This is a genomic window from Mycolicibacterium sp. XJ662, from assembly GCF_053484035.1.
In genome coordinates, this window is the sequence record NZ_JBEFTL010000004.1 from 106991 (window position 1) to 133631 (window position 26641).

Consider the following 26641-nt stretch of genomic DNA (forward strand, 5'->3'; position numbering starts at 1 on the left):
CGTATCTGCGTGCTACGACTTGGCCGCTAACGGGCTTTCGATATGGTCGGCAGCGATCAGCTTGCCGGCGAACATCGACATCACCCAGGTACTGCCTTTGCGGTTGCGCGACTTGTCCGGGCGCACGCCGTCGCGTTCGCACCACCATTCGATCAGGCCCGGAATCACCTTGCCCTGTGTGCAGATCACCGGGATACCGTCGGCGGCGGCGATTTCGAGAACGCGGCGCCGCGTCGCCTTGTGGTTGTCCGAATACGCTTCCTCAGTCAACAACGGTTCGGGCTCGATGGTCGTCGCCAACTCCTCGGCCAGCGGCTCCAATGTCTGCACGCATCGTGCCCGATCGGCGGCGTAGAGGGTGTCGGCGCCGAACGCCGACAGCACACCGACCAGTGATTCGGCCTGGGCGCGGCCGCGCTTGTCCAATGGGCGCTTTCGGTCGTCGCCCTTGTAGCGGGACTTGCTCCCCGCGGTGCCGTGCCGCACGATCAGCACTGTCTTGGTGTCGACGGGAAGCTTGATGAAGCGGCGCAGCACCTTTCGATCGTGCGGATATTCCAGTTGTTTCATCGCCTCGGAAACGGGTAACCATTTCAGTTCGTCGACCTCGTCGGTCGGGCTGAAATTTCCGTCTACTGTGCGTGCCGCCCAGTAGCGGACCTTCTTGACGCCTTCTTCGACGGGATAGCTCACCGAGGCGAGCCGGCGGCCTAGATGTGCGGTGTATCCGGTCTCCTCACAGACTTCACGCACAGCGGTAACGGGCTCGGTCTCGCCCGGATCGAGCTTGCCCTTCGGTAGCGACCAGTCGTCGTAGCGGGGTCGGTGAACGATCGCGACCTCCGGCGCGGCCGGGTCACCGTTCGGGCGCCACAGCACCGCGCCCGCGGCATATATCGGCTTATCGGCACCGGCGACGTCGGATGTCTCCTTCGGCACGTCAACTCCTGCAGCTCAATCCGGTGCCACCTGATCGCGTCACGGATGCCGGCGACTCTCCATCAACGACACCTGATGGTCGCGCACCGTCTCACCGTGCTGTGGTGAGGCTGTCCATTTTCCGTCCATGTCCAGTTCCCAGCAGCGGGTGGCGGGGTTCAGCGCCGACTCGAAGATGTCGTGCAGTTGCGCCTTCAGACGCCGATCCTTCACGTGTGCCATCACTTCCACTCGGCGGTCGAGATTACGATGCATCATGTCAGCGCTGCCGATCCAGAACTCGTCGATGGCGTTGAAGTGGATAATCCGTGAGTGTTCGAGGAAACGGCCGAGGATCGAGCGCACCACGATGTTCTCGGAGTAGCCGACGGCTTGCGGCCGTAGTGCACAGATCCCGCGCACCACGACCTCCACGCGCACGCCGGCCTGCGACGCTCGGTAGAGCGCGTCGATCACCTGCTCGTCGACCAACGCGTTGGCTTTCAGCCGGATCCGGCCCTCCCCGCCGTCCCGGGTGGCCGCGATCTCGCGTTCGATGCGTTCGATGATGCCCTTGCGCACGCCGTACGGGGCGACCAACAGGTTGCGGTAGTTGTCCTTGCGGGAGTAGCCCGTCAGCGAGTTGAACAAGTCGGTCAGATCCGCGCCGATGTCGGGTGCCGCGGTCAGAAGGCCGATGTCCTCGTACAACCGGGCGGTCTTGCTGTTGTAGTTGCCGGTGCCGATGTGACAGTAGCGCCGGATCGTGGAGCCCTCGCGACGCACCACGAGCGCGGTCTTGCAATGGGTTTTCAGCCCGACGAGTCCGTATACCACGTGCACACCCGCTTGTTCCAGCGTGCGCGCCCATTTGATGTTGGCCTGTTCGTCGAAGCGCGCCTTGATCTCGACGAGCGCCACCACCTGCTTGCCCGCTTCGGCGGCGTCGATGAGCGAGTTGACGATCGGCGAGTCACCCGAGGTGCGGTACAGCGTCTGCTTGATCGCCAACACGTTGGGGTCGGCCGCGGCCTGCTCGATAAACCGTTGCACGGTCGTGGAGAACGAATCGTAGGGGTGGTGGACCAGCACATCGCCGTCGCGCAGGGTCGCGAAGATGCTCTTGGGCGTCTCGCGTTCCCCGAACGCGGGCGGAGTCGCGGGTACGAACGGCCGGTCCTTGAGGGCCGGGCGGTCGAGCCGGTAAACCTGCCACAGCGCCGAGAGGTCCAAAAGGCCCGGCACCTCGATGACGTCGCCGGTGTCCACCTCGAGTTCACGCAACAGCAACTCGAGCATGCTCTCGGTCATGTCGTCGGAAACTTCCAAGCGCACCGGCGAACCGAAACGCCGCCGCGCCAATTCCCGCTCCAGCGCCTGCAGAAGATCCTCGTCGCGGTCTTCCTCGACCTCGAAATCGGCGTTGCGGGTGATGCGAAACGCATGGTGCTCGACGATCTCCATGCCCGGAAACAGCACGGGAAGAAACGCCGCGATCAGTTCCTCCATCGGAAGAAACCGCGCGACATGGTCGGCGTCGTCGCGGGCCCCGAGTTCGACGAACCGGTCCACGTTGTCGGGCACCTTGATTCGGGCGAAATGCTGGCCGCCGTCGTCGGGGTGTTTGACGGTGATCGCCAGGTTCAGGCTCAACCCGCTGACGAACGGGAACGGGTGGGCGGGGTCGACGGCCAACGGGGTGAGCACGGGGAACACCTGCTCGTGAAAGTAAGTGGACAGCCGGGTGCGTTCGGCCTCGTCGAGTTCGGACCATGTCACGATCACGATGCCTTCGTCGGCCAGCGCGGGGCGCACGGAGTCGAGGAAGACGTGCGCATGCCTGTCGGCGATCTGTTGTGTGCGTTCACTGATCCGGCGCAGTTGTTCCCGCGGCGACAGGCCGTCGGCCGAACGTACCGACAGCCCCATCTCGTCGCGGCGTTTGAGACCCGCGACACGCACCATGTAGAACTCGTCGAGGTTGGACGCGAAGATCGCCAGGAACTTGGCCCGCTCCAGCAACGGCAGCGACGTGTCGGCGGCCAGTGCGAGCACCCGCGCATTGAAATCCAGCCAACTCAATTCGCGGTTGAGATAACGATCCTCGGGCAGCGCATCCTCGACCGCAGGCGATGTCGCCGCAGGCGGGGCTTTCGGCGCCGCATCCGCCGGGGACGGCCTCGCCGGCCGCGCCGAGCCCACGTCCGGGGCCGCCGTCGACGTCGCGGTGGACGTCGAGGGCGCATCGTCGGCGCGGATCTGGGTTTCGGCTTCCGTCATGCCTTGATGATCCCTTACCGCCGGTGGTCGTGCCACCGCCTCAGCGTGTTGAATCGATCGCTGCCGCGGTCGCCGCGCCGACGCCGAGCCGACGCGCCACCAGCAGATCGTCGGGGGTGTCGATGTCACACCGCAGGCCCGGCCACGGTCCGGTCAACTCGATGGCACCGGAGTTGCGATGGCGTCGCGCAGAATCGGCACCGAACTGAGGCGTCAACGCCACACCGAACGCCAGTAGCGCCGACGTGCCGGTGCCGTGCCGGTCGCCGACGAAACTACGCCGGTATCGACGGCCGGCGGCGATCGCGTCGGCAAGCTCCTGCGGCTGTAGTGCGGGCAGGTCACCTTGCAGCACAACGATATTGGGAGTCTCGGCGCGCACCTCGGCCTCAGCCACGGCGATGGCGTTGTTCAGCGGGTTGCGATGGCCCTCGGGGGTCGGGTCGGTGAGCACACGTGCGCCGAGTCCGCGCACGGCATCGGCGGCGTCGTCGTCGGGTGTCACAACGGTGATGCCCCGCACGTCGGCGACCGCCGACGCGGCGGTGATGGTGTCGATCAGCATGGCCAGCACGACGTTTTCCCGGGTGCCCGCGGAGAACACCGGAGCCAGCCTGGTCTTGGCGGCCCCGAGTCGTTTGACGGCGATCACCAGCCCGATGTCGCCCTCGCCTGACCCGCTCATACGCGCCATCCTGCCAGCAGAGTTCTGCGCGCTAGGGTGAAGGCGTGGTCAAGGCAGCGGTGATGGGTGCCGGTGCGTGGGGCACGGCGCTGGCCAAGGTGCTCGCCGACGCCGGCACCGAGGTGAGGTTGTGGGCCCGTCGTTCCGAGCTGGCCGACGAGATCAACACCACGCACCGTAACTCCACATATCTGGGCGATGTTGCGCTGCCACCGTCGATCCGCGCGACCAGCGATCCCGCCGATGCGCTTTTCGGTGCCTGCACGGTGCTGCTGGCGGTGCCGTCGCAGACCCTGCGCGCCAACCTCGAACAGTGGAAGGACGCGATCGGCGACGACGTGACGTTGGTCAGCCTGGCCAAGGGCATCGAACTCGACACGCTGATGCGGATGAGCCAGGTGATCGTGCAAGTCACCGGCGCGGACTGGGAACGCGTCGCCGCGGTCAGCGGCCCGAACCTGGCCAGCGAGATCGCCCAGGAGCAACCCGCCGCCACCGTGGTGGCCTGTAGTGACTCCGGGCGCGCGGTCGCGTTGCAACGCGCCATGTCCACCGGTTACCTCCGCCCGTACACCAACGCCGACGTGATCGGCGCTGAGGTCGGCGGCGCATGCAAGAACGTCATCGCGCTGGCATGCGGGATGGCGGCCGGCGTGGGACTGGGGGAGAACACCGCGGCCGCCATCATCACCCGCGGACTCGCCGAAATCATGCGCCTGGGAATCGCGTTGGGCGCCAAGCCCGCGACGTTGGCCGGGCTGGCCGGCATCGGCGACCTGGTCGCCACATGCATGTCACCGCACTCACGCAACCGGTCCTTCGGCTACCGGCTTGGTCGCGGCGGCACGATGGAATCGGCGATGCTGGCCGCAGGCGGTCAGGTCGCCGAAGGTGTCGCATCATGCCAATCGGTGCTGGCGCTGGCGCAGAGCTACGACGTGGAGATGCCGTTGACCGACGCCGTTGTGCGGGTATGCCACAAAGGGTTATCGGTCGACGAAGCGGTCGCACTGCTGCTCGGTCGTAGCACGAAGCCGGAGTAACGGGATGGACGCCCAGTACGGCGACTCCACCCGCAGCGTCAAAGCGGTGGGCACAGAAGCCATTCCGGGCAGCCCGGTGACGCCTCCTCCGGTGCCTGCGGCCGCCTACCACCTCTCGCCCGACGAGACCGAGCCGGTGGATTTCTACGGCCGCAACTCCAACCCGACATGGCGTCGTCTCGAGGCGGCGCTCGCCGAACTCGAAGGTGCGGCAGCGGCGCTGACGTTCGGCTCCGGTATGGCCGCGATCACCTCCGCGCTGCGGGTGCTGGCCAAACCGGGCACGAAATTGCTCATCCCGGCCGACGGCTACTATCAGGTCCGTCGCTATGCCGCTGAATACCTTGTGCCACACGGGGTTACGGTAACCGAAGCGGTTTGTGCCGACATGTGCGCGGCAGCCGCCGACGCCGACGTCGTCCTCGCGGAGACACCGGTGAACCCCGGGCTCGACGTCGTCGACCTGCACCGGTTGGCGATGCACTGCCGAAGCCGCGGCACCGTCCTCGTCGTCGACAACACCACGGCGACGCCGCTGGGCCAGCAGCCGTTGTCGTTGGGCGCCGATCTCGTGGTCGCCAGCGCCACCAAGGGGTTGTCGGGCCACAGCGATCTGGTCGCCGGCTATGTGGCGGGCAGTCACCCCGAGTTGATGGAGGCCGTGGCGCGGGAGCGGCTGTTGGCCGGGCCGATCCTCGGAGCGTTCGAGGCGTGGCTGGTGTTGCGTGGCATCGGCAGCGCGGGGCTGCGGTTCGAACGGCAGTCCCAGAACGCCCAGGCGCTGGCGGTGATGTTGCGCAGCCACCCGGCGGTGCGTTCGGTGCGGTACCCGGGGCTGCCCGACGACCCGTCGCACCGGGTCGCCGCACAACAGATGAAACGCTTCGGCGGGCTCCTGGGCGTCGAACTCGAGAGCGCCGAGGCGGTGCACGCGCTGGTGGAGCGCAGCACGCTGTTGATCTCCTCGACCAGCTTCGGCGGGATCCACACCTCGGTCGACCGCCGCGCCCGCTGGGGCGACGCGGTCAGCGACGGGTTTGCGCGCATCTCGTTGGGCATCGAGGACATCGACGATCTGATCGCCGACGTCGAACAGGCGCTCGGCTGAAAACGCCACGTCGTCGCGGTCGACATCATCGCTTTCGGCCTCGGGCGGTAGCCTCTCTAGGTTGTGACTGCCCACAGTGACTCCGGCTCGGAGCGCATCCGGGTCGCCGTCGTCTACGGCGGACGCAGCTCCGAGCATGCGATCTCATGCGTCTCTGCAGGCAGCATCCTGCGCCATCTGGATCCGGCGCGCTTCGACGTCAGCGCGGTCGGCATCACGCCGCAGGGCGCGTGGGTGCTCACCGACGCCCAACCCGACACCCTGGCGATCACCGATGGGCGGCTGCCCGAGGTGACCGAGGCGTCGGGCACCGAACTGGCGCTGGCCGCCGATCCCGGCCGTCGCGGCCACCTGCTGTCGCTGGAACAGGGCGCCGGTGAGCTGCTCGCCGCGGTGGACGTGGTGTTCCCCGTGCTGCACGGCCCCTACGGCGAGGACGGCACGATCCAGGGACTGCTCGAGCTCGCCGGTGTGCCGTACGTCGGCGCCGGCGTGTTGGCCAGCGCGGCAGGTATGGACAAGGAGTTCACGAAGAAGCTGCTCACCGCGGCTGGCCTGCCGATCGGCGATCACGTGGTGCTGCGCCCGCGCGACGAAACACTGGAGCTGGAGGCACGTGAACGGCTCGGTCTGCCCGTCTTCGTCAAACCGGCCCGGGGCGGCTCCTCGATCGGCGTCAGCCGCGTCACCGCGTGGGATCGGCTGCCCGACGCGATCGCACAGGCGCGCCGCCACGACCCGAAAGTGATCGTCGAGGCCGCGATACCGGGACGTGAATTGGAATGCGGGGTGCTGGAATTCCCCGACGGCCGCGTCGAGGCGAGCGCGATCGGCGAGATCAGGGTGGTCGCCGCCCAGGGCCGCGAGGACGGGTTCTACGACTTCGCGACCAAATATCTCGAAGAGGCCGCCGAACTCGACGTGCCCGCCAAGGTCGACGATGACACCGCGGATGCGTTGCGCAGCTTGGCCATTCGCACGTTTCACGCCATCGACTGCCAGGGGCTGGCCCGGGTCGACTTCTTTTTGACCGACGACGGCCCGGTGGTGAACGAGATCAACACCATGCCGGGCTTCACCACGATCTCGATGTATCCGCGGATGTGGGCTGCCAGCGGCGTGGACTATCCGACGTTGTTGGCCACCATGGTCGAAACGGCCATTGCGCGCGGCACCGGCCTGCGTTAGCCCACCGGCGCCGGGTCAACCGGCTTGGCCGGCAACGACTTCGCGATCGCTTCCGATATCTGCTGAATCGGTGTCGGCCCGGAATCCTGCGGCAGGGTCAACGCGACGTAGACGGGCCGGTCGACGGCATACCACGTGCTACGTCCGGCCTCGGAGACCTGAAACCAGCTCACCGCGTCGACGACCTGCAGCGGGGTGCCCACCACGAATTCGGCGGGCCGCTCGAGCCCACAGCGCAGGATGACCGCCTCACGGTCGGGGTCGGTGCGCCACGCCGCTGATCCCGGCGGTGCCGGTTCGGCGAGGCGGGCACGGTCGAAATCGCCCAGCTTGTCCGGCAGCGCGTCGATGAGCGTGTCGCACTCCGCGCTTTGCGCCTGGGGTGCGGGCACCGCCACGATCCCTACCACTTGTTGTTCGGCGGGGGTTTCGCGCAGCGCCGCGACCGCCAGGATCGCGACGACGGCACCCACCGCCACCACCACAGCCGCGATCAGCAGCGCGCGCGGCGGGCCGTCTCGGTCGTTCGAGTCCACAGCCCAACTCTATGGCCGCATAGACTCCACGCCGCAGGGGCCGGTACAGCACGGGTTCCGGGGAGGTGACATGGCGACAGATGATCCCGCCGAGACCCTCGCGAGCCAGGGCGAGTTCGAGGTGATCTCGCGGTTGGTGGCGAATCGCGAACAGCCACCGGCGGTGGCGCTCGGCCCCGGCGACGACGCGGCGGTGCTACATGCCCCAGACGGAAAGACGGTGGTGTCCACCGACATGCTGGTGGCCCAGCGGCACTTCCGGCTCGACTGGTCCACGCCGTATGACGTCGGGCGCAAGGCGATCGCCCAAAACGCCGCCGACATCGAGGCGATGGGGGCACGCGCCACAGCGTTCGTCGTCGCGTTCGGCGCACCGTCGCACACCGCCACGGCGCAGGCGCTCGAACTCGCCGACGGTATGTGGCACGAGGCGCGGCTGGTGGGTGGCGGGATCGTCGGGGGTGATCTGGTGAGCGCTCCGCAGTGGGTGATCTCGGTGACTGCGCTCGGCGACCTCGACGGCCGTCGACCGGTGCTGCGCAGCGGCGCACGAGCGGGTGACGCCGTGGCCGTGACCGGCGCGCTGGGGTACTCGGCAGCTGGATATGCGTTGTGGCACAACTCGGTCAGTGGGTTCGAAGAATTGCGGCGACGTCATCTGGTTCCCGAACCGCCGTACGGGCAGGGGCGGGTCGCGGCCGATGCCGGCGCTACCGCGATGACCGATGTGTCCGACGGGTTGCTGGCCGACGTCGGGCATATCGCCTCGGCCTCGGGTGTCGTGGTGGAGGTGTCGACGGACATGTTGAGCGCTGATCGCGCGGCCGTCGAGGCGGCGGCGGCGGCGGTCGACACCGACCCCTGGGCGTGGGTGCTCGGCGGCGGTGAGGACCACGCGCTGGTGGCGGCGTTCGCGGATGGGGTGCCCGAGGGGTGGCGGGTGATCGGGCGTGTGCTCGAGGGGGCGCCTGGGGTGCTGGTCGACGGCGCCGAATGGCAGGGCGATCCGGGCTGGCAGTCGTTTGACTCGTTAGGGTGACGGATCGTGACGGTGTACGCGATCGCGCAACTGAAGTTCACGGACCGTCGCGCCTATGACCGTTATCAGGCGCGCTTCATGGAGGTCTTCTCACGGTATGCCGGGACGCTGCTTGCCGCCGACGAGGCTCCTCAGGTCGTGGAAGGCCAGTCGGATCGAGAGAAGGTGGTGCTGATGTCGTTTCCCGACGAAGCGTCGTTTCATCGGTGGGCGCAATCACCTGAGTACCAAGAGATCTCCAAGGACCGCCGCGCGGGGGCGGATGCCGTGGTGCAGTTGGTCAAGGGGCTGACGTGACCGCGCGGCCGCTGGGCGAACTCGTCGAGGAGGGCTGGGCCAGCGCGCTGGAACCGGTGGCGCCGCAGGTCGCCCAGATGGGGGAGTTCCTGCGTGCCGAGCTGGCAGCGGGCAACGGGTACTTGCCTGCCGGTCAGAATGTGTTGCGGGCCTTCACCTTTCCGTTCGATCAAGTCAGGGTGCTGATCGTGGGGCAGGATCCGTATCCCACACCCGGCCATGCGGTCGGGCTGAGCTTCTCGGTGGCCGCCGACGTGCGTCCGCTGCCGCGAAGCCTGGAGAACATCTTCACCGAATACGGCAAGGACCTCGGTCATCCGCCGCCGGCCAACGGCGATCTCACGCCGTGGGCCGAGCGCGGGGTGATGCTCCTCAACCGGGTGCTCACCGTGCGGCCCGGCAGCCCGGCGTCACATCGCGGTAAGGGGTGGGAAGCGGTGACCGAATGCGCGATCAAGGCGCTGGTCGCCCGCAAGCAGCCGCTGGTGGCGGTGCTGTGGGGGCGCGACGCGTCCACCCTGAAACCGATGCTCGAGGGCAACGACTGCGTGTCGATCGAATCGCCGCACCCGTCACCGCTGTCGGCCTCACGCGGCTTCTTCGGCTCGCGCCCGTTCAGCCGGGCCAACGAGCTGCTGGAGAAGATGGGGGCCGACCCGATCGACTGGCGCCTCACCTAAGCCGTTAACCCGCCGAGCCGACCCGCGCCTTGCGCCGAGATCGACGTTTTGGCGCGCTTTACTCGCACTTTGCCGCCCGTATGTCCCAGTGGCGCGACAAGCGCGCGCCCCTACGTGCCGGGGATCGGCGGCGGCGACGGAATCGGCGGCGGTGACGGGATCGGTGGCGGTGACGGGATGTCGGGCACCGGAATCTCGACGGTGGCGTCGGGCGGCGGACCCGCGGTGGTCTCGGCCGGCACTTCGGGCGACGCCGTCGGCGGCGCCGACGTCTCAACCGTCGTCTCGACCGTGGTTTCGACCGACGTCGTAGTCGTCGTCGTGGTGGTGGTCTCGGAATCGGCGGCGTCGTCGCCACCGCAGGCCGTCACCAACGACGCCACCGCAATCCCGGAGGCCAGCGCGAACAGTTTCGGTTTAGATGCTCCGCGTGAGGTCATGAAGCCACGACTTACCCGAGACGGCAGGCGTTCAAACGCCTGGTTGCTTTGAGACGTCCCGGGTGACCGTCACGTCGGGATATCGATACTCCACCTCGTCGCGCCGAGGTCGACGCCCGTGTGTCCCGTTCGGCGCGACGAAAGCGCAACAAAGTTAGTTCTGCGGGGTCATCGTCACTTCGGGAACATCGATATCCGGTGAAGGAATCTCGATGGTGTTGTCGCCCTCGGTAGTTTGGGGAGCCTCAGTGGTCGTCTCGGCCGTGGTGGTAGTGGTCGTCGTCTCGGTTTCGGTGTCGGCGGTCTGGCTGTCGCCGCATGCCGCTAACAGCCATCCAGCGGCAAGGGCTCCGCTGATGGTGACCAGTGCAGGACGAGCGATTCCAGAGTGCATTTGTGACCGTTCCTTCCGACCGGGCCGGGTGCCCGATCTCACGGTCAGCCTTTCCCACCCGCGGCGACGCTAAACGTCGCGGTCACCGGGCAGCCTCAGGCGCGCGCGACCTTTCCGGCCTTGATGCACGACGTGCACGCGTTGATGCGCTTCTTGTTCCCGCCGGGAACGGCGGCGTGCACGGTCTGCACGTTCGGATTCCACCGACGGCTGGACCGGCGATGGGAGTGCGACACCGACTTGCCGAAGCCGGGGCCCTTCCCGCAGATATCGCAGACGGCAGCCATATGTAGAACTCCTCGGATCAGTACTTGGGGGGTCCGGACTTCGTTCGCCGCGCCTCGCGACGGGGCCGACCCGACAACCTGATCAGGATACCGGTAGCTGCATTGATCGCCAAAATAGGCGCTGTAAAGCCGTCGGCGCCCTCGAACGTTAGCTCGTGCGCGCCGCTGGCGCGAAATCTTGCACACAACCTCACGTTGGGCGCAAAGAGCGGCCACAACAGTGTGTCGGCGCTGTCAGCAAGAGTCGTTAGGCTGACGCCCACGGCGGCATCGAAGCGGCGATATCTGGCGGGAGGTGGGCATGTCGAGTCGACGGCTGGACGCCTCTGCGCTGCGGGGTTGGGCGCACACCGCCGTCGGCGACCTCATCACCCACACCGACGAGATCAACCGGCTCAACGTGTTCCCCGTCGCCGACGCAGACACCGGCACGAACATGCTGTTCACCATGCGTTCGGCGTGGGCGCAGGCCGACGCCCTGCCGGAGACTGACGACGTCGCGCAGGTGGCAGCGGCGCTGGCCCGTGGCGCGCTGCACGGCGCCCGCGGCAACTCCGGGGTCATCCTGTCCCAGATCATGCGCGGGCTCGCAGACGTCAGCGCCGAAGCAGCCGCCCAGCGGCGTGCGGTGCTGGTCGAGGTCGACGGCGACCTGCTGGCCTCGGCGCTTCGCCGGGCGGTCACGCTGGTGGTCGCCTCGATCGGCCAACCCGTCCCCGGCACCATCTTCACCGTGCTCAGAGAGGCGGCCAACGCCGCCGAGCAGGCGGTTGCCGACGGCTCCGGGTTCGCTGACGTGCTGCTGGCCGCCGGTGACGCCGCGGCCGTCGCCCTGGACAAGACACCCGGGCAGCTCGCCGTGCTGGCCGAGGCCGGCGTGGTGGATGCCGGTGGGCGGGGCCTGCTGGTGCTGCTGGACGCGATGAGCGCCACCTTGACCGGACACGCGCCCCGCCGGCCCCAGTACGTGCCAACGCCACGCCACGCCCACGCCGACGTCGCCGCAGATACCACCGCAACGCCGCAGTTCGAGGTGATGTACCTGCTCACCGGCTGCGACGCCGGCGGGGTGGAGAAGCTGCGCGGCGAACTGGACCGGCTCGGTGATTCGGTGGCCATCGCCGCCGCCGGAGCCGGCGGGCAGTACTCGGTGCACGCGCACGTCGACGACGCCGGAGCCGCCGTCGAGGCAGGTCTGTCGGTGGGAACACCGAACCGCATCCAGATCACGTCGCTCACCGGCACCAGCGGTACCCGCCCGTCGGGAGGCTGGGCGCGTGAACGGGCGGTGCTTGCCGTCGTCGACGGGGTCGGGGCGCAGGAACTGTTCGCCGGTGAAGGCGCGCACGTGCTGCGTCTGCCGCCCGACGGCCCGGTCAGCGCCAAACAACTGCTGCACGCGTTGGTCGACGCCGGCGCAGCCCAGATCATGGTGTTGCCCAACGGTTATGTCGCCGCCGAGGAACTGGTCGCGGGATGCACGGCGGCGATCGGCTGGGGCATCGACGTGGTACCGGTGCCCGCGGCGTCGATGGTGCAGGGACTGGCCGCGCTGGCCGTCCACGACGCCGGCCGCCAAGCCGTCGACGACGGCTACACCATGGCCCGCGCGGCGGCGGGCGCCCGGCACGGTTCGGTTCGGGTGGCCACCGAGGAGGCGCTGACCTGGGCGGGCACGTGCAAACCCGGTGATGGACTTGGTATTTCGGGCGACGAGGTGCTGGTCGTGGGCGAGGATGTCGCCGTGGCGGGCGCCGGCCTGATCGACCTGCTGCTGGCCGCGGGCGGGGAACTGGTCACCGTGCTCACCGGCGCCGGCTCCGACGTCGGCGTTGGCGCCGCACTGCAGGAGCACATGCACCGCCGCCACCTCGGGGTCGAGCTCGTCATCTACCACACCGACCACCGCGGCGACGCGCTGCTGATCGGGGTGGAGTAGCGGTGGCCGCCCTCGACGATCGACTCGACTACATCATCGGCAGCAAGGCCGCCGAACCGCTGAAGGAACACTTCGGCATCCTCACCGTCAACGATCTGCTGCGCCACTACCCGCGCAAGTACAGCGACGGAATGACTGTGCTCGACGCCGACGAGGAACTCCAAGAGGGCGAACACGTCACCTTCGTCGACACGATCACCGACACGAAAGTCGGTGACATGAAGCCGCAATACGACAAGAAGTCGAAGAAGACGCGCAAACGCAAATGGCTGCGCGTGACGCTCGGGGAGCGGCGCTCGAAGGTCACCGCGACGTTCTTCAACGCCGACTGGATGCTCGACGGTCTCGTCGTCGGAACCCGGTTGATGTTGTCGGGAGAGGTCAAATACTTCCGGCGCACACTGCAGCTGACGCATCCCGCGTTCCTGGTGCTGGACTCGCCGAAGGGCAAGACGTTCGGCACCAAGTCGCTCAAGACCATCGCCTCGGCCTCCGGAGCCGTCGGCGACGACGTGTTGTCGGCGTTCGAACGCGAGTTCTTCCCAATCTATCCCGCGAACAACAAGATACAGAGCTGGGACATCTACGCGTGTGTGCGCCAGGTGCTCGACGTGCTCGACCCCATCGCGGAGCCGCTACCGAAAACCCTTCTGCAGCAGCATAACCTGGTCACCGAGGATGAGGCGCTACGCGCCATCCACATCGCCGAGAACAAGACCGAACGCGAGCAGGCCCAGCACCGGCTCACCTACGACGAAGCCATCGGCCTGCAGTGGGCGCTGGTGAAACGGCGGTACAGCGATGTCGGCGAGTCCGGTCCGGCGGCCCCGCTGCGCGATGACGGGCTGGTGGCGGCACTGCGTGACCGACTACCGTTCGCGTTGACCGACGGCCAAACCGAAGTGCTCGACGTCATCTCCGCCGAGTTGGCGGCCAGCAGGCCGATGAACCGCATGCTGCAAGGCGAGGTGGGTTCGGGCAAGACCATCGTCAGCGTGCTGGCGATGTTGCAGATGGTCGACGCCGGCTATCAGTGTGCGCTTCTGGCGCCGACGGAAGTGCTTGCCGCCCAGCATGACCGGTCGGTGCGTGAGGTTCTCGGCCCGCTCGCGATGGCGGGCCAGCTCGGCGGAGCGGACGGCGCGACGCGGGTGGCGCTGTTGACCGGGTCGATGTCGGCCGCGCAGAAGCGGGCGGTGCGCGACGAGGTCGCCGGCGCGGAGGCGGGCATCGTCATCGGCACCCATGCGCTGCTGCAGGACGCCGTCGAGTTCCACCGGCTGGGCATGGTCGTCGTCGACGAACAACACCGCTTCGGTGTGGAGCAGCGAGATCGCTTGCGCAGCAAGGCCGCCGAGGGAGTGACGCCGCATCTGCTGGTGATGACCGCCACGCCGATCCCGCGCACCGTGGCGCTGACCCACTACGGCGACCTGGAAACCTCGACATTGCGCGAACTGCCCCGCGGCAGGCAACCGATCGCCACCAACACCATTTTTATCACCAAGCACCGCTCCTGGCTGGACCGGGCCTGGCAGCGGATCACCGAAGAGGTTCACGCGGGGCGACAGGCCTACGTGGTCGCGTCGCGCATCGACGCCGAGGACAAACCCAAGGATGCGGAGGACCCCGAGCGGCAGAGTGTGCCGCCGCCGGTCACCGTCGTCGACCTGTTCGAGGGGCTGCGCCAAGGCCCGCTTTCGCAGCTGCGGCTCGGGCTGATGCACGGCCGACTACCCGCCGACGAAAAAGACGCGGTGATGGGCGCCTTTCGAGCCGGTGAGATCGACGTGCTGGTGTGCACGACGGTCATCGAGGTCGGCGTCGACGTACCCAACGCCACCGTGATGCTGGTGATGGACGCCGACCGGTTCGGCATCAGCCAGCTGCACCAGTTGCGTGGCCGGATCGGCCGCGGTGAGCACCCCAGCCTGTGCCTGCTGGTCACCAACCTCTCCGAGGACTCCAAGGCCGGCGCGCGGCTGAAGGCCGTCGCCTCCACGCTGGACGGCTTCGAACTCGCCGACCTCGACCTGAAGGAGCGCCGCGAAGGAGATGTGCTGGGACACACCCAGTCCGGGCAGGCGATCACGCTGAAATTCCTGTCGCTGGTGGATCACCTGGAAATCATCCTGGCCGCCAGGAAGTTCTGCGAAGCGATGTATCAGAAGAACCCGGCCGATGCCGGGCTGGCCATGCTGGCCGCACCGTTCGCCGACACCGACCGCGTCGAGTACCTCGACAAGTCATGAACCGCAAGCGGTTTCTGTGGCTGGCCGCGTTCGTCGCGCTCGCCGTGCTCGTCGCGGTGCAGACCACGACGTCGACCGGACAGCGTGCACCGGTGGCCGCGGACGCGGAGATACCCACCGTCGCACCGGGCGTCGACGTGCTGGCCGGTGTCGCGGTGATACCGCAGCGGGTCCGCACCCACGACTACCGGCGTGCCGCGTTCGGTGACAGCTGGACCGACGACAACACCGCCCCTGGCGGCCACAACGGCTGTGACACCCGCAACGACATCCTCGAGCGCGACCTCGCCGACAAAACCTACGTGCCGATCACACGGTGCCCCACCGCCGTTGCCACCGGCACGCTGCACGATCCCTACACCAACGCCGTCGTGGCGTTCACCCGCGGCGCCGGCGTCGGAGCGTCGGTGCAGATCGACCACCTCGTGCCGCTGGCGTTGGCGTGGGATCTCGGCGCGCGCGACTGGCCCGGCCACACGCGAGTCCGGTTCGCCAACGATCCGGCCAACCTGATTGCCGTCGCAGGGGATGCCAACCAGGACAAAGGGGATCAGGAACCCGCCGACTGGATGCCGCCCAACACCGCGTTTCACTGTCAGTACGCCATGCAGTTCATCGAAGTGCTGCGCGGATACGAGCTGCCGATCGATGCGCCGTCGGCGACGGTGCTGCGCGACGCCGCAGCCACCTGCCCGGCAGGCTGAACCCGAGCTCGCCAGGTCTTGCCGGAAAACATTACAACTGTAATCATGTCGGCTCATGGGCTCTCTGTCCGGCAAGATCGCCATCGTCACCGGCACCAGCCGAGGTGTCGGCGTCGGCATCGCACACGAACTGTTACGGGAAGGCGCGACCGTCGTCGGATGCTCCCGATCCGCGCTCGACGCCATGCCCGGTACCGCCGACAATCCGGACTGGGCCGCTCGTAGCGCCCAATGGGTCTGCGACCAAGGCGATTACGAAGCGATCGACGCCTTCGTGCAGCGCGTCGCCGACACGTACGGCCGGATCGACATCCTGGTCAACAACGCCGGCGGGACGGTGCCCACCCCGCACGTGCACGACGTTCCAGAACTCGTCCAGAAGATCCAAGGCGCCCCACGCGCCCAGGACGACTTCGCCCGCACGGCGCTGTTTCACTCCTTCGCCATCCAGATGAACCTGATCAGCCCGATGTGGTTCGCCATCCGCGTCTATCGGCAGATGCAGACCCAGGACGGCACCGGTGCGATCGTCAACGTCTCCAGCGGGGCAGGCCATCCCGCCGGATCGCCCACGCTGGTGTCCTACGGCGCCGCCAAATCCGGCCTCAACCATCTGACCCGCTCCCTGGCCCAGGAATGGGGTCCGAAGGTACGGGTGAACTGCGTGGCCCTGGGGCCCACCATCACCGAGAACTTCCGCTCGTTCGTGCTGCCCGAAAGCGACCCGACCGGCACCCAGTACTTCGAGGCCATCCCGTTGAAACGGGGCGGGGAACCCGAAGAGGTCGGCCGCACGGTGGTGTTCCTGTGCGCGGGCGGAGCGGATTTCGTCAACGGGACCACCGTCGAGATGGACGGCGGAATGCTGCCGGGCGTGCTGTACGACGCCGGCCTCAAGACCATCACAGACCTTCTGTGACAACGGGAAAGGCGCACATGACACGGCGAGTCATCCAGTTTTCCACCGGCAACGTCGGCGTGCATTCGCTGCGGATGCTCATCGAACGCCCGGATTTCGAGCTGGTCGGTCTGCACGCGTCGAACCCGGCCAAGGTGGGTCGCGACGCAGCTGAGTTGGCCGGTCTGCCGAACCCGGTTGGCGTCACCGCCACCGACGACGTCGACGCGCTCGTGTCGCTCAACGCGGACTGCGTGGTCTACACGTCGCAGGCCGAGACACGTCCCCATGACGCCCTGGCGGAGATCACGCGATTTCTGCGCGCCGGCATCAACGTCGTCGGTACGTCGTTCGTGTGGATGGTCGCCCCCGACCAGGCCGACGACTGGCTGCGCGAACCCCTGCGTCAGGCCTGCGTCGACGGCGACGCGACGCTCTACATCAACGGTGTGGACCCGGGCTTCTCCGGTGACACCCTGGTCTACACCGCGCTCAGCCTGGCCGGGCGGGCGACGTCGATCACCGTTCAGGAGGTGTGCGACTACGGCAGCTACGACGACGCGGAATTCACCGGCGTGACTTTCGGATTCGGGATGCCGCCCGAGCACACCCCGATCCTGTTCAGCCCCGGTGTGCTCGCGTCGATGTGGGGAGCACAGGTGCGCAGCCTGGCCAGCGACCTCGGCATCGAACTCGACGAGGTCCGCGAGCGGCACGAAAAATGGGCCACCCCGACGCCGATCGACTGCACAATGATGCGCGTCGAACCGGGACAGGTCGCCGCGGTCCGGTTCGCCGCGGAGGGCCTGCGTGACGGCCGGCCGGTGATCACCATGGAGCACGTCAACCGCCTGACCGAGGCCGCCGCACCCGAATGGCCCTATCCGCCCGAGAGCCGCGCCGGTGTGCACCGGGTCGTCGTGGAGGGCGATCCCGGCATCGTCATCAACGCCCACGTCGGAACTTCGGGAATCGACCACAACCAGGGCGGGGTCATCGCCACCGCCGCTCGCGCGGTCAACATGATCGAGGCGGTGTGCCGTGCACCCAGCGGCATCCTGGCCGCACACGACCTGCGTCCCAGCGACCACGTGCGCGGCGTGATGTGGTAGGCCGCATGACAACACCGCGCCGGCCGCCGTCGGGCAGCCAGGCGCGCGCCGATCGCAGCCGGCGAATCGTCGTCGAGGAGACGGTTCGCTACATCCTCGAGGAGGGCTTTCCGCCACCCAGCATCCGACGCATCACCGAACGCGCCGGGTTGACTTGGGGCACAGTCCAATACCACTTCGGAGACCTCGACGGGGTCCTGATGGCCGTGGTCGACGCGGGATTTGCGGAAGTGGTCGAAACGCTCGAGACCGTGGCCGCCCAAGTCCCCGCCATCGACACTGAGGAACGGCCCGCATATGTGGTCGATGCGGTGTGGCAGGCGTTTTCGCGGCCAGCGTCGATCGCGGCGATGCAGATCCTGATCGCCACCCGGGGTGAGCGGACCGCCGCCGCCAACGCCCGCCTCGCCGACATGGCCGAGCGCATCACCCAGATCGGTCGACACCTGCGCCCGGACATCGATGCCACGCTCGCAAGACGTCTCGGCAACCTGGTATGGCACACGATCCGCGGCATGGTGACGGTGCAGTTGCTGTGGCCCGAGCCGTTCGACAGCAGCCGGGACCGTCAGATGCTCGTCGAGGTGCTCGCGGGGTACCTGGCCGGCCGACGTTGAGGCCCCGGCTCACCGGCGAAGAGGCTACTCGCCCTGGTAGGTGTCGGGGTTCGGGCGGAAACGGGTGCCGGCATCGAGCCCGTTGAGCGAGGCCATCTGATCGTCGGTGAGCTCGAAGTCGAACACCTCGATATTCGATTTGATCCGCTCCGGCGACGACGACCTGGCCACCACGGTGTTGCCCAGCTGCAGGTTCCAGCGGATCAGCACCTGGGCGGGGGTCCTGTTCTGCGCCTGCGCCACCGAGGTGACCGTCGCATTGTCGATCAGCTGCCCGACACCCAACGGGCTGTAGGCCTGCGTGACGATGCCGTAGCCGGCGTTGACCGTGCGCAGCTCGGCCTGGTTCAGCAGCGGGTGCAGCTCGATCTGGTTGACCGCCGGCGTGAAGAACGACAGGTCGATGATGTCCGAAAGGTGTTCGGCGTGAAAGTTGCTCACCCCGATCGACTTGGTGTCGCCGTCCTCCTTGCGCTTCATCAGCCCGCCCCAGCTGTCGACGTACTTGCCCTGCTCGCCTGCGGGCCAGTGGATCAGGTACAGGTCGACGTAATCCATGCCCAGTCGTTGCAGGCTGGCAGTGAGCGCGTCCTGCGATGACTGAAAGCCCAGATCCGTTGCGGCCAGCTTGGTGGTGACGAACACCTCCTCGCGGGGCACGCCCGACGCTTTGACGGCGCGGCCGACGGCTTCCTCGTTGCCGTACGCGGCGGCCGTGTCGATCAATCGGTATCCGGACTCCAAGGCGGTGAGGACCGCTTGTTCGGTCTCAGTGTCGGACAACTCACCGACGCCGAAGCCGATCACCGGCATCGCGTTGTCGTCGTTGAGCGCGACGGTCGGAATCGCGGTCATGTCACCTACCCTGTGAAGTTGAATGTGCGGGGGTCGGGACCCAGGCGCGTGTCGTCGCCGAGCGAAGAGATGGACGCCATGTCCTGCTCGCTCAGCTCGAAATCGAACACGTCGAAGTTGCTCACAATTCTCTCTGGGGTCACCGATTTCGGGATGACTATATTGCCGAGTTGGATATGCCACCTAATCAGTACCTGCGCGGGCGTTTTCGAATGTGCCTCGGCGACGGCCGTCACGGTCGGATCGGCCAGCAGTGAACCCTGGCCAAGGGGGCTCCACGCCTCGGTGGCAATGCCCTGCTGAGCGTGCATTTCGCGCAGCTCATGCTGTTGCAGACGCGGATGCAACTCGATCTGGTTGACCGCGGGCACGATCCCGGTGGCGTCGACGAGCTTGCGCAGATGTTCGGGGGCGAAGTTGCTGACCCCGATCGAGCGGATGCGCCCCTGTTTGCGCAGTTCGGCGAACGCCTTGAAGGTCTCGACGTATTTGTCGTTGGCCGGCACCGGCCAGTGGATCAGGTACAGATCGAGGTAGTCCAACCCGAGCCGGTCCATGCTGGCGTCGAACGCCTTCAGCGTGCTGTCGTAGCCCTGGTCGGCGTTCCACAACTTGGTGGTCACGTAGACGTCCGCACGGGCCAACCCGGATTTGGAGATCGCCTGCCCGACCTCGCGCTCGTTGCCATACGCTGCGGCGGTGTCGATGTGTCGATAACCGGCCTCCAACGCCGTCGCCGCCGCACGCTCGGTGTCTTCGGGCGGGGTCTGCCAAACGCCGAGCCCGACCTGGGGAATCGAATTGTCGTCGTTCAACCTGATCGAGGGAGATGCCATGGCTCAAAGTCTGCCAGGTGAGGTTTCGTGGCGTCCGAGCCGCAAGGACGCCGTCGTCAACGCCGCCGCGGGCCTGACGCTGCGTGCCCTGCCCCGGATCCCCGAACCGGTCAAGCGCGCACTGCTGGGCGGGCGGGCGGTCACCATCGACGGCAACACGCTGGACACGACGCTGCAGCTGATGCTCGCCGGGCAGAAGGCGGCAGGCATCGACGGCCTGGTGGGCAGCGACGACGTCACCGCCGCACGCCAGCAGCTGGAAGCCCTGTCGGCCAGTTTCAAACAGAACATCCCGGTGGCCGCAGTGACCAATCTCTCGATACCGGGCCCGGCGGGACCGATCGCGGCGCGCCATTACCGGCCCGACCCCGGCCACGGCCCGCTGCTGGTCTTCTACCACGGCGGCGGTCAGGTGATCGGCAGCATCGAGACCCACGATGACCTGTGCCGTCAGCTCTGCCGCGACGGCGGCGTGCACGTGCTGTCAGTGGAATACCGGCTGGCCCCGGAGCACAAGGCGCCCGCGGGCACCGACGACGCCTACGTCGCCTTCGGGTGGGCGCTCGACCACGCCGCCGAACTCGGCGCAGACCCGCAGCGGGTCGCGGTCGGCGGCGACAGCGCCGGCGCCAACCAGGCCGCGCTGGTGTCCCTTCGCGCCCGCGCCGACGGGGCGCGGTCGCCCGCGCTGCAACTGCTGTTCTATCCGGTCACCGACTACAGCGCCCAGACCCGATCCAAGACGCTGTTCGCCGAGGGTTTCTTCCTGACCAAACAGGACCTGGACTGGTTCAGCGGGCACTACCTCGACGGCGCGGCCGTAGCCGCGTCGGACCCGCGGGTGTCGCCGCTGCTGGCCGACGACCTGTCCGGGCTGCCGCCCGCCCTGGTGCTGACCGCCGGCTTCGACCCGCTGCGCGACGAGGGCAGGCAATACGCCCAGGCCATGCGCGCTGCCGGCGTCGCGGTGGACTACCGCGAGTTCGGGTCGCTGGTCCACGGCTTCGCGAACTTCTTCCCGTTGGGCGGGGACAGCGCCACCGCGATGGCCGAGAGCATCTCGGCGATGCGCGCGCACCTGGCCCGCGCCTGAACGACGGCAGAAAGGTCGCCGGTACGCTTACCCCGTGGCCTCCAAACCCAAGAAAAACCCCCGGTACGACCTCAAGGCGGCGGACCGCAAACGCAACCTGGCGATTCAGATCGGGTTGACCGCGGTCGTCGTCGTGTTCGCCGTCGGGTTGGTCCTCTACATCGTCACGTCGGCCGAGGAGAAACCCAGAGACGGCGACGCCCAGGCGATCCGGGTGACCTCCAGCGAGCTGATCACCCAGGAAGGCAGCTCGGAGCCCAAAGCGGTGGTCTCGCTCTTCGAGGACTTCCTGTGCCCCGCGTGCGGAAACTTCGAGCAGATGTTCGGTCCCACGCTGAACAAGCTGATCGACAGCGGCGCCATCGCCGCCGACTACCACATGATCTCGATCCTCGACCGCCAGGGCGACGGCTACTCGACCCGCGCAGCCAACGCCGCCTACTGCGTGGCCGACGAATCCACCGACGCGTTCCGGCGCTTCCACTCCGCGCTGTACGCCCAGCAGCCCCCCGAGGGCGTGGGCCCGTTCCCCGACAACGCCCGGCTCATCGAAGTGGCGCGGCAGGCCGGCGCGGCAGGTGGTGTCCCCGAGTGCATCAACAGCGGCCGCTACAACGACATGGTGAAGGGCATGGCCTCGGCCACCGGCGTGCGCTCCACGCCGACCGTGCGCATCAACGGCGAGGACTACAAGCCCACGACCCCCGATGCGCTGATCGCCAAGATCGAGGAGATCGTCGGCAACGTGCCCGCCCTGGACGCCGGCGCGCCGCCGCCCGCGCCTGATCCGACCCCCGCAGTACCGGCGCCGTGACCGTCACCGCGCCCGGCACCGACGCGCCGAGCGAACCCGCGGACACACCGTCGGGCCCGCAGGTGCGCCGGCCGAGCGCGGCCTGGCTGCTGATCGCCGGGCTCGCCGGTCTGGCGGCGTCGTTCACGCTGACCGCCGAGAAGATCCAGACGCTGATCGACCCGAATTACGTGCCGAGCTGCAGCATCAACCCGGTGCTGTCGTGCGGTTCGGTGATGATCACCCCGCAGGCGTCGCTGTTCGGTTTCCCCAACCCGCTGCTCGGCATCGCCGCGTTCACCGTCGTCGTGGTGACCGGGGTGCTTGCGCTGGCGCGCGTCGAGTTGCCCCGCTGGTACTGGGCGGCGCTGGCGGTGGGCACGCTGCTCGGTGCGGTGTTCGTGCACTGGTTGATCTTTCAGAGCCTGTACCGCATCGGCGCGTTGTGCCCGTACTGCATGGTCGTGTGGGCGGTGACCATACCGCTGCTGGTGGTGGTGGCCGCCATCGCCGGGCAACCCGAACGCGGCGGCGCCATCGCGCGCGGTCTGTACACCTGGCGGTGGTCGCTGGTGACATTGTGGTTCACCGCGCTGATTCTGCTGATCCTCGTGCGGTTCTGGAGTTACTGGTCCACGCTCGTCTAGTCCCCACGAAATCCGACCGGGTTAAGGTAGCGCGTGATCTCTAAAGTCCTTGTGGCCAATCGCGGTGAGATCGCGATTCGGGCGTTTCGCGCGGCCTACGAGCTGGGGATCGCCACCGTCGCGGTCTATCCCTATGAGGACCGCAACTCGCTGCACCGGCTCAAGGCCGACGAGTCGTATCAGATCGGGCAGACCGGCCATCCGGTGCGGGCGTATCTGTCGGTCGACGAAATCGTCCGAGTCGCACAGGGCGCGGGCGCCGACGCGGTCTATCCGGGGTACGGCTTTTTGTCGGAGAACCCCGAGTTGGCGGCCGCATGCGCGCAAGCGGGGATCACATTCGTCGGTCCGAGCACCGAGGTGCTGGAGCTGACGGGCAACAAGTCCCGCGCGATCGCCGCGGCCCGCGACGCCGGCCTGCCGGTGCTGGACTCCTCGGCGCCGTCGGCGTCGGCCGAGGAGCTGATGGCCGCCGCGGAGGCCATGGAGTTCCCGCTGTTCGTCAAGGCGGTATCGGGCGGCGGCGGACGGGGGATGCGCTACGTTCCCGACCGCGACGCGCTGCCCGAGGCGATCGATGCCGCCGGCCGGGAAGCCGAGTCCGCGTTCGGTGACCCGACGCTGTATCTGGAACAGGCGGTGGTGAACCCGCGCCACATCGAGGTGCAGATCCTGGCCGACACCCACGGCAATGTGATCCACCTGTTCGAGCGTGACTGCAGCGTGCAGCGCCGCCACCAGAAGGTCATCGAGCTGGCCCCGGCCCCCAACATCTCCGACGACCTGCGTGGGCGGATGTGCGCTGACGCCGTCGCGTTCGCCCGGCACATCGACTACAGCTACGCGGGCACCGTGGAGTTCCTGCTCGATGAGCGCGGCCACTACGTGTTCATCGAATGCAATCCGCGTATCCAGGTCGAGCACACCGTGACCGAGGAGATCACCGACGTCGACCTGGTCGGCTCCCAACTGCGCATCGCCGACGGCCAGACTCTCGACGAGCTCGGGCTGAGCCAGGACTCGGTGCAGGTGCGGGGCGCGGCCATGCAGTGCCGGATCACCACCGAGGATCCGGCCAACGGCTTTCGGCCCGACACGGGCCGCATCACCGCCTACCGGTCTCCGGGCGGGGCGGGGATCCGGTTGGACGGCGGCTCGCATCTGGGCGCGGAGATCAGCGCGCACTTCGACTCGATGCTGGTCAAGCTGACGTGTCGCGGCCACGATCTGTCGGCGGCGATCGCGCGGGCACGACGGGCGTTGGCGGAGTTCCGGATTCGCGGTGTGTCGACGAACATCCCGTTCCTGATGGCGGTGGTCAACGACGCCGACTTCCGCGCCGGGCGCATCACCACGTCGTTCATCGACGAGCGCCCCTACCTGTTGACCGCCCTGACTCCGGCCGACCGCGGCACCAAAATCCTCAACTACCTCGCCGATGTCACCGTCAACCAACCGCACGGGGCGCGCAGCGCCGCGGTGTATCCGCGCGACAAGCTGCCGCACATCGACCTGCGCTCCACACCGCCCGACGGCTCTAAACAGCTGTTGGAGCAGCTGGGCCCCGACGGGTTCGCTCGGTGGCTGCGCGACTCCAAGGCGTTGGGCGTCACCGACACCACGTTCCGCGACGCCCATCAGTCCTTGCTTGCCACCAGGGTTCGCAGCACCGGACTCTTGGAAGTGGCGCCGTACGTGGCGCGCACGACGCCGCAGCTGTTGTCGGTGGAGTGCTGGGGCGGGGCGACTTACGATGTGGCGCTTCGGTTCTTGAAAGAAGACCCGTGGGAGCGGCTGGCCGCGCTGCGGGAGGCCATTCCCAACATCTGCCTGCAGATGCTGCTGCGCGGACGCAACACCGTCGGCTACACGCCGTATCCGGAGTCGGTCACCGACGGGTTCGTCGCCGAGGCGACGGCTGTCGGCATCGACATCTACCGGATCTTCGATGCGCTCAACAACGTCGAGTCGATGCGCCCGGCCATCGACGCGGTCCGCGAAACCGGCACGGCGATCGCCGAAGTCGCGATGAGCTATACCGGGGATCTGTCCGACCCCGGCGAAAACCTGTACACGCTGGACTATTACCTCAAGCTGGCCGAGCAGATCGTCGACGCCGGCGCGCACGTGCTGGCGATCAAGGACATGGCCGGGCTGCTGCGCCCGCACGCCGCGCACACCTTGGTCTCCGCGTTGCGGTCCCGGTTCGACCTGCCGGTGCACGTGCACACCCACGACACACCGGGCGGGCAGTTGGCGACCTATCTGGCCGCGTGGCAGGCGGGCGCCAACGCGGTCGACGGGGCGTCGGCGCCGTTGGCGGGCACCACCAGCCAGCCCGCGTTGAGCTCGATCGTGGCGGCGGCCGCGCACACCGAACACGACACCGGGCTGTCTCTTGCGGCGGTGTGCGACCTGGAACCGTACTGGGAGGCGCTGCGGAAGGTCTACGCGCCCTTCGATGTTGCGGCGTCGGGCCCCTTCACGTCGACGGGGCGGGTCTATCACCACGAGATCCCCGGCGGTCAGTTGTCGAACCTGCGTCAACAGGCCATCGCGCTGGGCTTCGGGGACCGGTTCGAGGAGATCGAGGCCAATTACGCCGCGGCCGATCGAATCCTGGGCCGGCTGGTGAAGGTGACCCCGTCGAGCAAGGTGGTCGGTGATCTGGCGCTGGCCCTGCTGGGCGCGGGGATCACCGCCGAGGAGTTCGCCGAGGACCCTTCGCGGTTGGACATCCCCGACTCGGTGATCGGCTTCTTCCGCGGGGAACTCGGCGATCCGCCCGGCGGATGGCCCGAACCGCTGCGCACCAAGGCGCTCGCCGACCGGGCGCCGGCCAAACCCCAAGCCGAGCTCAGCCCCGACGATGAGGCGGCGCTGAGCCAGCCGGGACCCAACCGGCAGGCAACGCTCAACAGGCTGCTTTTCCCTGGCCCGACAAAGGAATTCGAGGAGCACCGGGAAATCTACGGCGACACCTCGAGCCTTTCGGCCAACCAGTTCTTCTACGGGCTGCGGTCCGGCGAGGAGCACCGGGTCAAGCTCGAACGGGGGGTTGAACTGCTGATCGGCCTCGAAGCGGTCTCCGAAGCCGATGAACGCGGCATGCGCACCGTGATGTGCATCATCAACGGCCAGTTGCGCCCCGTCGTGGTGCGTGACCGCAGCATCGCCAGCGACGTCCCCGCTGCCGAGAAGGCCGACCGGTCCAACCCCGACCACGTCGCGGCCCCGTTCGCCGGCGTGGTCAACGTCAACATCGCCGTCGACGACGAGGTGCAAGCCGGCCAAACCATCGCCACGATCGAGGCGATGAAAATGGAAGCCGCGATCACCGCGCCCAAGGCCGGCAAGATCAGCAGGGTCGCGGTGTCGACCACCGCACAAGTCGAAGGCGGTGACCTGCTGGTGGTGGTCAGCTGACCCGCATCATCGCCGGAGCACTCGGTGGACGCCGGATTGTCGTGCCGCAGCATCGATCTGGGCGGGGCACCCGACCGACCACTGACCGGGTGCGCGAGTCGTTGTTCAACGTGCTGGCTGCGCGCGTCGACCTGACCGGCGCATCGGTGCTCGACCTGTACGCGGGCTCGGGCGCGCTCGGGCTGGAGGCGCTGTCGCGGGGGGCGGCCACCGCGCTGTTCGTGGAGTCCGATCCGCGCGCGGCCGCCGTCATCGCCAAAAACGTCGCCGCGCTTGACGTGCCGGGTGCCACGGTGCGCCGCGGCGCCGTCGTCGCGGTGCTGACAGCCGGTGCGCAGCGGCCGGTTGACCTGGTCCTGGCCGACCCGCCCTACGACGTCGACGCCGCCGAAATGCGGCGCGTGCTGGACGCGTTGAGCCGGCACGGATGGAGCGCGCCCGGCACCGTCGTCGTCGTCGAACGCCCAACGGCGACACCCGCACTGGACTGGCCGGACGGCTGGGCGCCGTGGGAACCGCGGCGCTACGGCGACACCCGCGTGGAGTTGGGGGAGCGGCGCTGACCCCCTGATAG

26 protein-coding genes are annotated in these 26641 nt (G+C 67.8%); 17 read left to right on the forward strand and 9 right to left on the reverse strand.

Features of this window, described 5'->3' with window-relative positions; translation table 11 throughout:
- Positions 1-12: 12 nt before the first annotated feature.
- The 3 genes from mutT1 to cofC are packed head-to-tail and all read right to left on the reverse strand — an operon-like array spanning position 13 to position 3883.
- Entirely contained in the window at positions 13-939 is a 927-nt protein-coding gene (gene mutT1, locus ABQE93_RS13975; protein WP_448408539.1) for an 8-oxo-(d)GTP phosphatase MutT1, read from the reverse strand.
- A gap of 39 nt (positions 940-978) precedes the next feature.
- Positions 979-3198 carry an RNA degradosome polyphosphate kinase gene (locus ABQE93_RS13980; RefSeq protein ID WP_448408538.1) on the reverse strand — a complete coding sequence of 740 codons (2220 nt, stop codon included), beginning with the start codon at positions 3196-3198 and terminating at the stop codon, positions 979-981.
- Positions 3199-3238: 40 nt separating this feature from the next.
- Positions 3239-3883: a 2-phospho-L-lactate guanylyltransferase gene (gene cofC / locus ABQE93_RS13985; protein WP_448408536.1), complete on the reverse strand. Its 645-nt coding sequence runs from the start codon at positions 3881-3883 to the stop codon at positions 3239-3241.
- A 44-nt stretch (positions 3884-3927) separates the two neighbouring features.
- Between cofC and ABQE93_RS13990 the strand changes: the two genes are divergently transcribed.
- The 3 genes from ABQE93_RS13990 (at position 3928) to ABQE93_RS14000 (ending at position 7222) form a co-directional block, all read left to right on the forward strand.
- Entirely contained in the window at positions 3928-4926 is a 999-nt protein-coding gene (locus ABQE93_RS13990) for an NAD(P)H-dependent glycerol-3-phosphate dehydrogenase (RefSeq protein WP_448408534.1), read from the forward strand.
- A 4-nt stretch (positions 4927-4930) separates the two neighbouring features.
- On the forward strand, positions 4931-6034 hold the full coding sequence (locus ABQE93_RS13995; RefSeq protein ID WP_448408533.1) for a cystathionine gamma-lyase: 1104 nt from the start codon (positions 4931-4933) through the stop codon (positions 6032-6034).
- A gap of 63 nt (positions 6035-6097) precedes the next feature.
- Positions 6098-7222 carry a D-alanine--D-alanine ligase family protein gene (locus ABQE93_RS14000; RefSeq protein ID WP_448408532.1) on the forward strand — a complete coding sequence of 375 codons (1125 nt, stop codon included), beginning with the start codon at positions 6098-6100 and terminating at the stop codon, positions 7220-7222.
- Here the strand turns inward: ABQE93_RS14000 and ABQE93_RS14005 are convergent.
- On the reverse strand, positions 7219-7758 hold the full coding sequence (locus ABQE93_RS14005) for a DUF3515 domain-containing protein (RefSeq protein ID WP_448408530.1): 540 nt from the start codon (positions 7756-7758) through the stop codon (positions 7219-7221). The two genes, ABQE93_RS14000 and ABQE93_RS14005, sit on opposite strands and share 4 nt — an antisense overlap.
- A 70-nt stretch (positions 7759-7828) precedes the next feature.
- Here ABQE93_RS14005 and ABQE93_RS14010 point away from each other — a divergent pair, with 70 nt between their 5' ends.
- Genes ABQE93_RS14010 through ABQE93_RS14020 form a run of 3 tightly spaced genes read left to right on the forward strand, consistent with a single transcriptional unit; the run spans position 7829 to position 9774 of the window.
- On the forward strand, positions 7829-8797 hold the full coding sequence (locus ABQE93_RS14010; protein ID WP_448408529.1) for a thiamine-phosphate kinase: 969 nt from the start codon (positions 7829-7831) through the stop codon (positions 8795-8797).
- A gap of 6 nt (positions 8798-8803) precedes the next feature.
- A complete protein-coding gene (locus ABQE93_RS14015; RefSeq protein WP_448408528.1) occupies positions 8804-9094 on the forward strand; it encodes a DUF1330 domain-containing protein in 291 nt (96 codons plus the stop codon).
- Complete coding sequence (locus ABQE93_RS14020; RefSeq protein WP_448408526.1) at positions 9091-9774, forward strand: uracil-DNA glycosylase; 684 nt, start codon at positions 9091-9093, stop codon at positions 9772-9774. Before ABQE93_RS14015 ends, ABQE93_RS14020 begins: the two co-directional genes overlap by 4 nt.
- Positions 9775-9884: 110 nt before the next feature.
- Here the strand turns inward: ABQE93_RS14020 and ABQE93_RS14025 are convergent, their stop codons facing one another.
- The 3 genes from ABQE93_RS14025 to rpmB all read right to left on the reverse strand — a co-directional run bounded on the left by ABQE93_RS14025 (position 9885) and on the right by rpmB (position 10895).
- Positions 9885-10214 carry a hypothetical protein gene (locus tag ABQE93_RS14025; RefSeq protein ID WP_448408525.1) on the reverse strand — a complete coding sequence of 110 codons (330 nt, stop codon included), beginning with the start codon at positions 10212-10214 and terminating at the stop codon, positions 9885-9887.
- Between the two features lie 154 nt (positions 10215-10368).
- Positions 10369-10608, reverse strand: coding sequence for a hypothetical protein (locus ABQE93_RS14030; protein ID WP_448408523.1), 240 nt, complete (start codon positions 10606-10608; stop codon positions 10369-10371).
- Between the two features lie 95 nt (positions 10609-10703).
- Positions 10704-10895, reverse strand: coding sequence for a 50S ribosomal protein L28 (gene rpmB, locus ABQE93_RS14035; RefSeq protein ID WP_448390772.1), 192 nt, complete (start codon positions 10893-10895; stop codon positions 10704-10706).
- Positions 10896-11196: 301 nt separating this feature from the next.
- Between rpmB and ABQE93_RS14040 the strand changes: the two genes are divergently transcribed.
- Genes ABQE93_RS14040 through ABQE93_RS14065 form a run of 6 tightly spaced genes read left to right on the forward strand, consistent with a single transcriptional unit; the run spans position 11197 to position 18417 of the window.
- Positions 11197-12834 (forward strand): fatty acid kinase ATP-binding subunit FakA, encoded by a 1638-nt coding sequence (locus ABQE93_RS14040; protein WP_448408522.1) that lies wholly within the window; start codon positions 11197-11199, stop codon positions 12832-12834.
- Positions 12835-12836: 2 nt separating this feature from the next.
- Positions 12837-15086, forward strand: a complete 2250-nt coding sequence (gene recG / locus ABQE93_RS14045) for an ATP-dependent DNA helicase RecG (RefSeq protein WP_448408520.1) — start codon at positions 12837-12839, stop codon at positions 15084-15086.
- Complete coding sequence (locus ABQE93_RS14050) at positions 15083-15790, forward strand: HNH endonuclease family protein (protein ID WP_448408519.1); 708 nt, start codon at positions 15083-15085, stop codon at positions 15788-15790. Before recG ends, ABQE93_RS14050 begins: the two co-directional genes overlap by 4 nt.
- A gap of 55 nt (positions 15791-15845) precedes the next feature.
- The gene (locus ABQE93_RS14055) at positions 15846-16709 is read left to right on the forward strand and encodes an SDR family NAD(P)-dependent oxidoreductase (RefSeq protein ID WP_448408517.1); all 864 of its coding nucleotides are present in this window, start codon (positions 15846-15848) and stop codon (positions 16707-16709) included.
- Between the two features lie 17 nt (positions 16710-16726).
- Positions 16727-17800, forward strand: a complete 1074-nt coding sequence (locus tag ABQE93_RS14060; RefSeq protein ID WP_448408516.1) for an NAD(P)H-dependent amine dehydrogenase family protein — start codon at positions 16727-16729, stop codon at positions 17798-17800.
- Positions 17801-17805: 5 nt separating this feature from the next.
- Entirely contained in the window at positions 17806-18417 is a 612-nt protein-coding gene (locus ABQE93_RS14065; RefSeq protein WP_448408514.1) for a TetR/AcrR family transcriptional regulator, read from the forward strand.
- Positions 18418-18441: 24 nt separating this feature from the next.
- On the opposite strand, the gene ABQE93_RS14070 is transcribed toward ABQE93_RS14065, so the two are convergent.
- Together ABQE93_RS14070 and ABQE93_RS14075 are read right to left on the reverse strand one after the other, a co-directional pair.
- Positions 18442-19272 (reverse strand): aldo/keto reductase, encoded by an 831-nt coding sequence (locus tag ABQE93_RS14070; RefSeq protein WP_448408512.1) that lies wholly within the window; start codon positions 19270-19272, stop codon positions 18442-18444.
- A 5-nt stretch (positions 19273-19277) separates the two neighbouring features.
- The gene (locus tag ABQE93_RS14075; protein ID WP_448408510.1) at positions 19278-20108 is read right to left on the reverse strand and encodes an aldo/keto reductase; all 831 of its coding nucleotides are present in this window, start codon (positions 20106-20108) and stop codon (positions 19278-19280) included.
- Between ABQE93_RS14075 and ABQE93_RS14080 the strand changes: the two genes are divergently transcribed.
- The 5 genes from ABQE93_RS14080 to rsmD are packed head-to-tail and all read left to right on the forward strand — an operon-like array spanning position 20107 to position 26630.
- The gene (locus ABQE93_RS14080; RefSeq protein WP_448408508.1) at positions 20107-21201 is read left to right on the forward strand and encodes an alpha/beta hydrolase; all 1095 of its coding nucleotides are present in this window, start codon (positions 20107-20109) and stop codon (positions 21199-21201) included. The genes ABQE93_RS14075 and ABQE93_RS14080 overlap by 2 nt on opposite strands.
- 34 nt (positions 21202-21235) lie before the next feature.
- Positions 21236-22015 (forward strand): DsbA family protein, encoded by a 780-nt coding sequence (locus ABQE93_RS14085; protein ID WP_448408506.1) that lies wholly within the window; start codon positions 21236-21238, stop codon positions 22013-22015.
- The gene (locus ABQE93_RS14090) at positions 22012-22641 is read left to right on the forward strand and encodes a vitamin K epoxide reductase family protein (protein ID WP_448408504.1); all 630 of its coding nucleotides are present in this window, start codon (positions 22012-22014) and stop codon (positions 22639-22641) included. Before ABQE93_RS14085 ends, ABQE93_RS14090 begins: the two co-directional genes overlap by 4 nt.
- Before the next feature lie 33 nt (positions 22642-22674).
- Entirely contained in the window at positions 22675-26067 is a 3393-nt protein-coding gene (locus ABQE93_RS14095) for a pyruvate carboxylase (protein WP_448408503.1), read from the forward strand.
- Positions 26064-26630 (forward strand): 16S rRNA (guanine(966)-N(2))-methyltransferase RsmD, encoded by a 567-nt coding sequence (gene rsmD / locus ABQE93_RS14100; RefSeq protein WP_448408713.1) that lies wholly within the window; start codon positions 26064-26066, stop codon positions 26628-26630. The genes ABQE93_RS14095 and rsmD overlap by 4 nt, the downstream gene beginning before the upstream one ends.
- The last annotated feature ends 11 nt before the right edge of the window (positions 26631-26641 follow it).

What these genes read in the sequence shown, in the direction of transcription:
- ABQE93_RS13980 (WP_448408538.1), bottom strand. Translation starts at nt 3,198, where the DNA reads ATGACGGAAGCCGAAACCCAGATCCGCGCCGACGATGCGCCCTCGACG.
- cofC (WP_448408536.1), bottom strand. Translation starts at nt 3,883, where the DNA reads ATGAGCGGGTCAGGCGAGGGCGACATCGGGCTGGTGATCGCCGTCAAA.
- ABQE93_RS13995 (WP_448408533.1), top strand. Translation starts at nt 4,931, where the DNA reads ATGGACGCCCAGTACGGCGACTCCACCCGCAGCGTCAAAGCGGTGGGC.
- ABQE93_RS14010 (WP_448408529.1), top strand. Translation starts at nt 7,829, where the DNA reads ATGGCGACAGATGATCCCGCCGAGACCCTCGCGAGCCAGGGCGAGTTC.
- ABQE93_RS14025 (WP_448408525.1), bottom strand. Translation starts at nt 10,214, where the DNA reads ATGACCTCACGCGGAGCATCTAAACCGAAACTGTTCGCGCTGGCCTCC.
- ABQE93_RS14030 (WP_448408523.1), bottom strand. Translation starts at nt 10,608, where the DNA reads ATGCACTCTGGAATCGCTCGTCCTGCACTGGTCACCATCAGCGGAGCC.
- rpmB (WP_448390772.1), bottom strand. Translation starts at nt 10,895, where the DNA reads ATGGCTGCCGTCTGCGATATCTGCGGGAAGGGCCCCGGCTTCGGCAAG.
- ABQE93_RS14040 (WP_448408522.1), top strand. Translation starts at nt 11,197, where the DNA reads ATGTCGAGTCGACGGCTGGACGCCTCTGCGCTGCGGGGTTGGGCGCAC.
- ABQE93_RS14050 (WP_448408519.1), top strand. Translation starts at nt 15,083, where the DNA reads ATGAACCGCAAGCGGTTTCTGTGGCTGGCCGCGTTCGTCGCGCTCGCC.
- ABQE93_RS14055 (WP_448408517.1), top strand. Translation starts at nt 15,846, where the DNA reads ATGGGCTCTCTGTCCGGCAAGATCGCCATCGTCACCGGCACCAGCCGA.
- ABQE93_RS14060 (WP_448408516.1), top strand. Translation starts at nt 16,727, where the DNA reads ATGACACGGCGAGTCATCCAGTTTTCCACCGGCAACGTCGGCGTGCAT.
- ABQE93_RS14065 (WP_448408514.1), top strand. Translation starts at nt 17,806, where the DNA reads ATGACAACACCGCGCCGGCCGCCGTCGGGCAGCCAGGCGCGCGCCGAT.
- ABQE93_RS14070 (WP_448408512.1), bottom strand. Translation starts at nt 19,272, where the DNA reads ATGACCGCGATTCCGACCGTCGCGCTCAACGACGACAACGCGATGCCG.
- ABQE93_RS14080 (WP_448408508.1), top strand. Translation starts at nt 20,107, where the DNA reads ATGGCTCAAAGTCTGCCAGGTGAGGTTTCGTGGCGTCCGAGCCGCAAG.
- ABQE93_RS14075 (WP_448408510.1), bottom strand. Translation starts at nt 20,108, where the DNA reads ATGGCATCTCCCTCGATCAGGTTGAACGACGACAATTCGATTCCCCAG.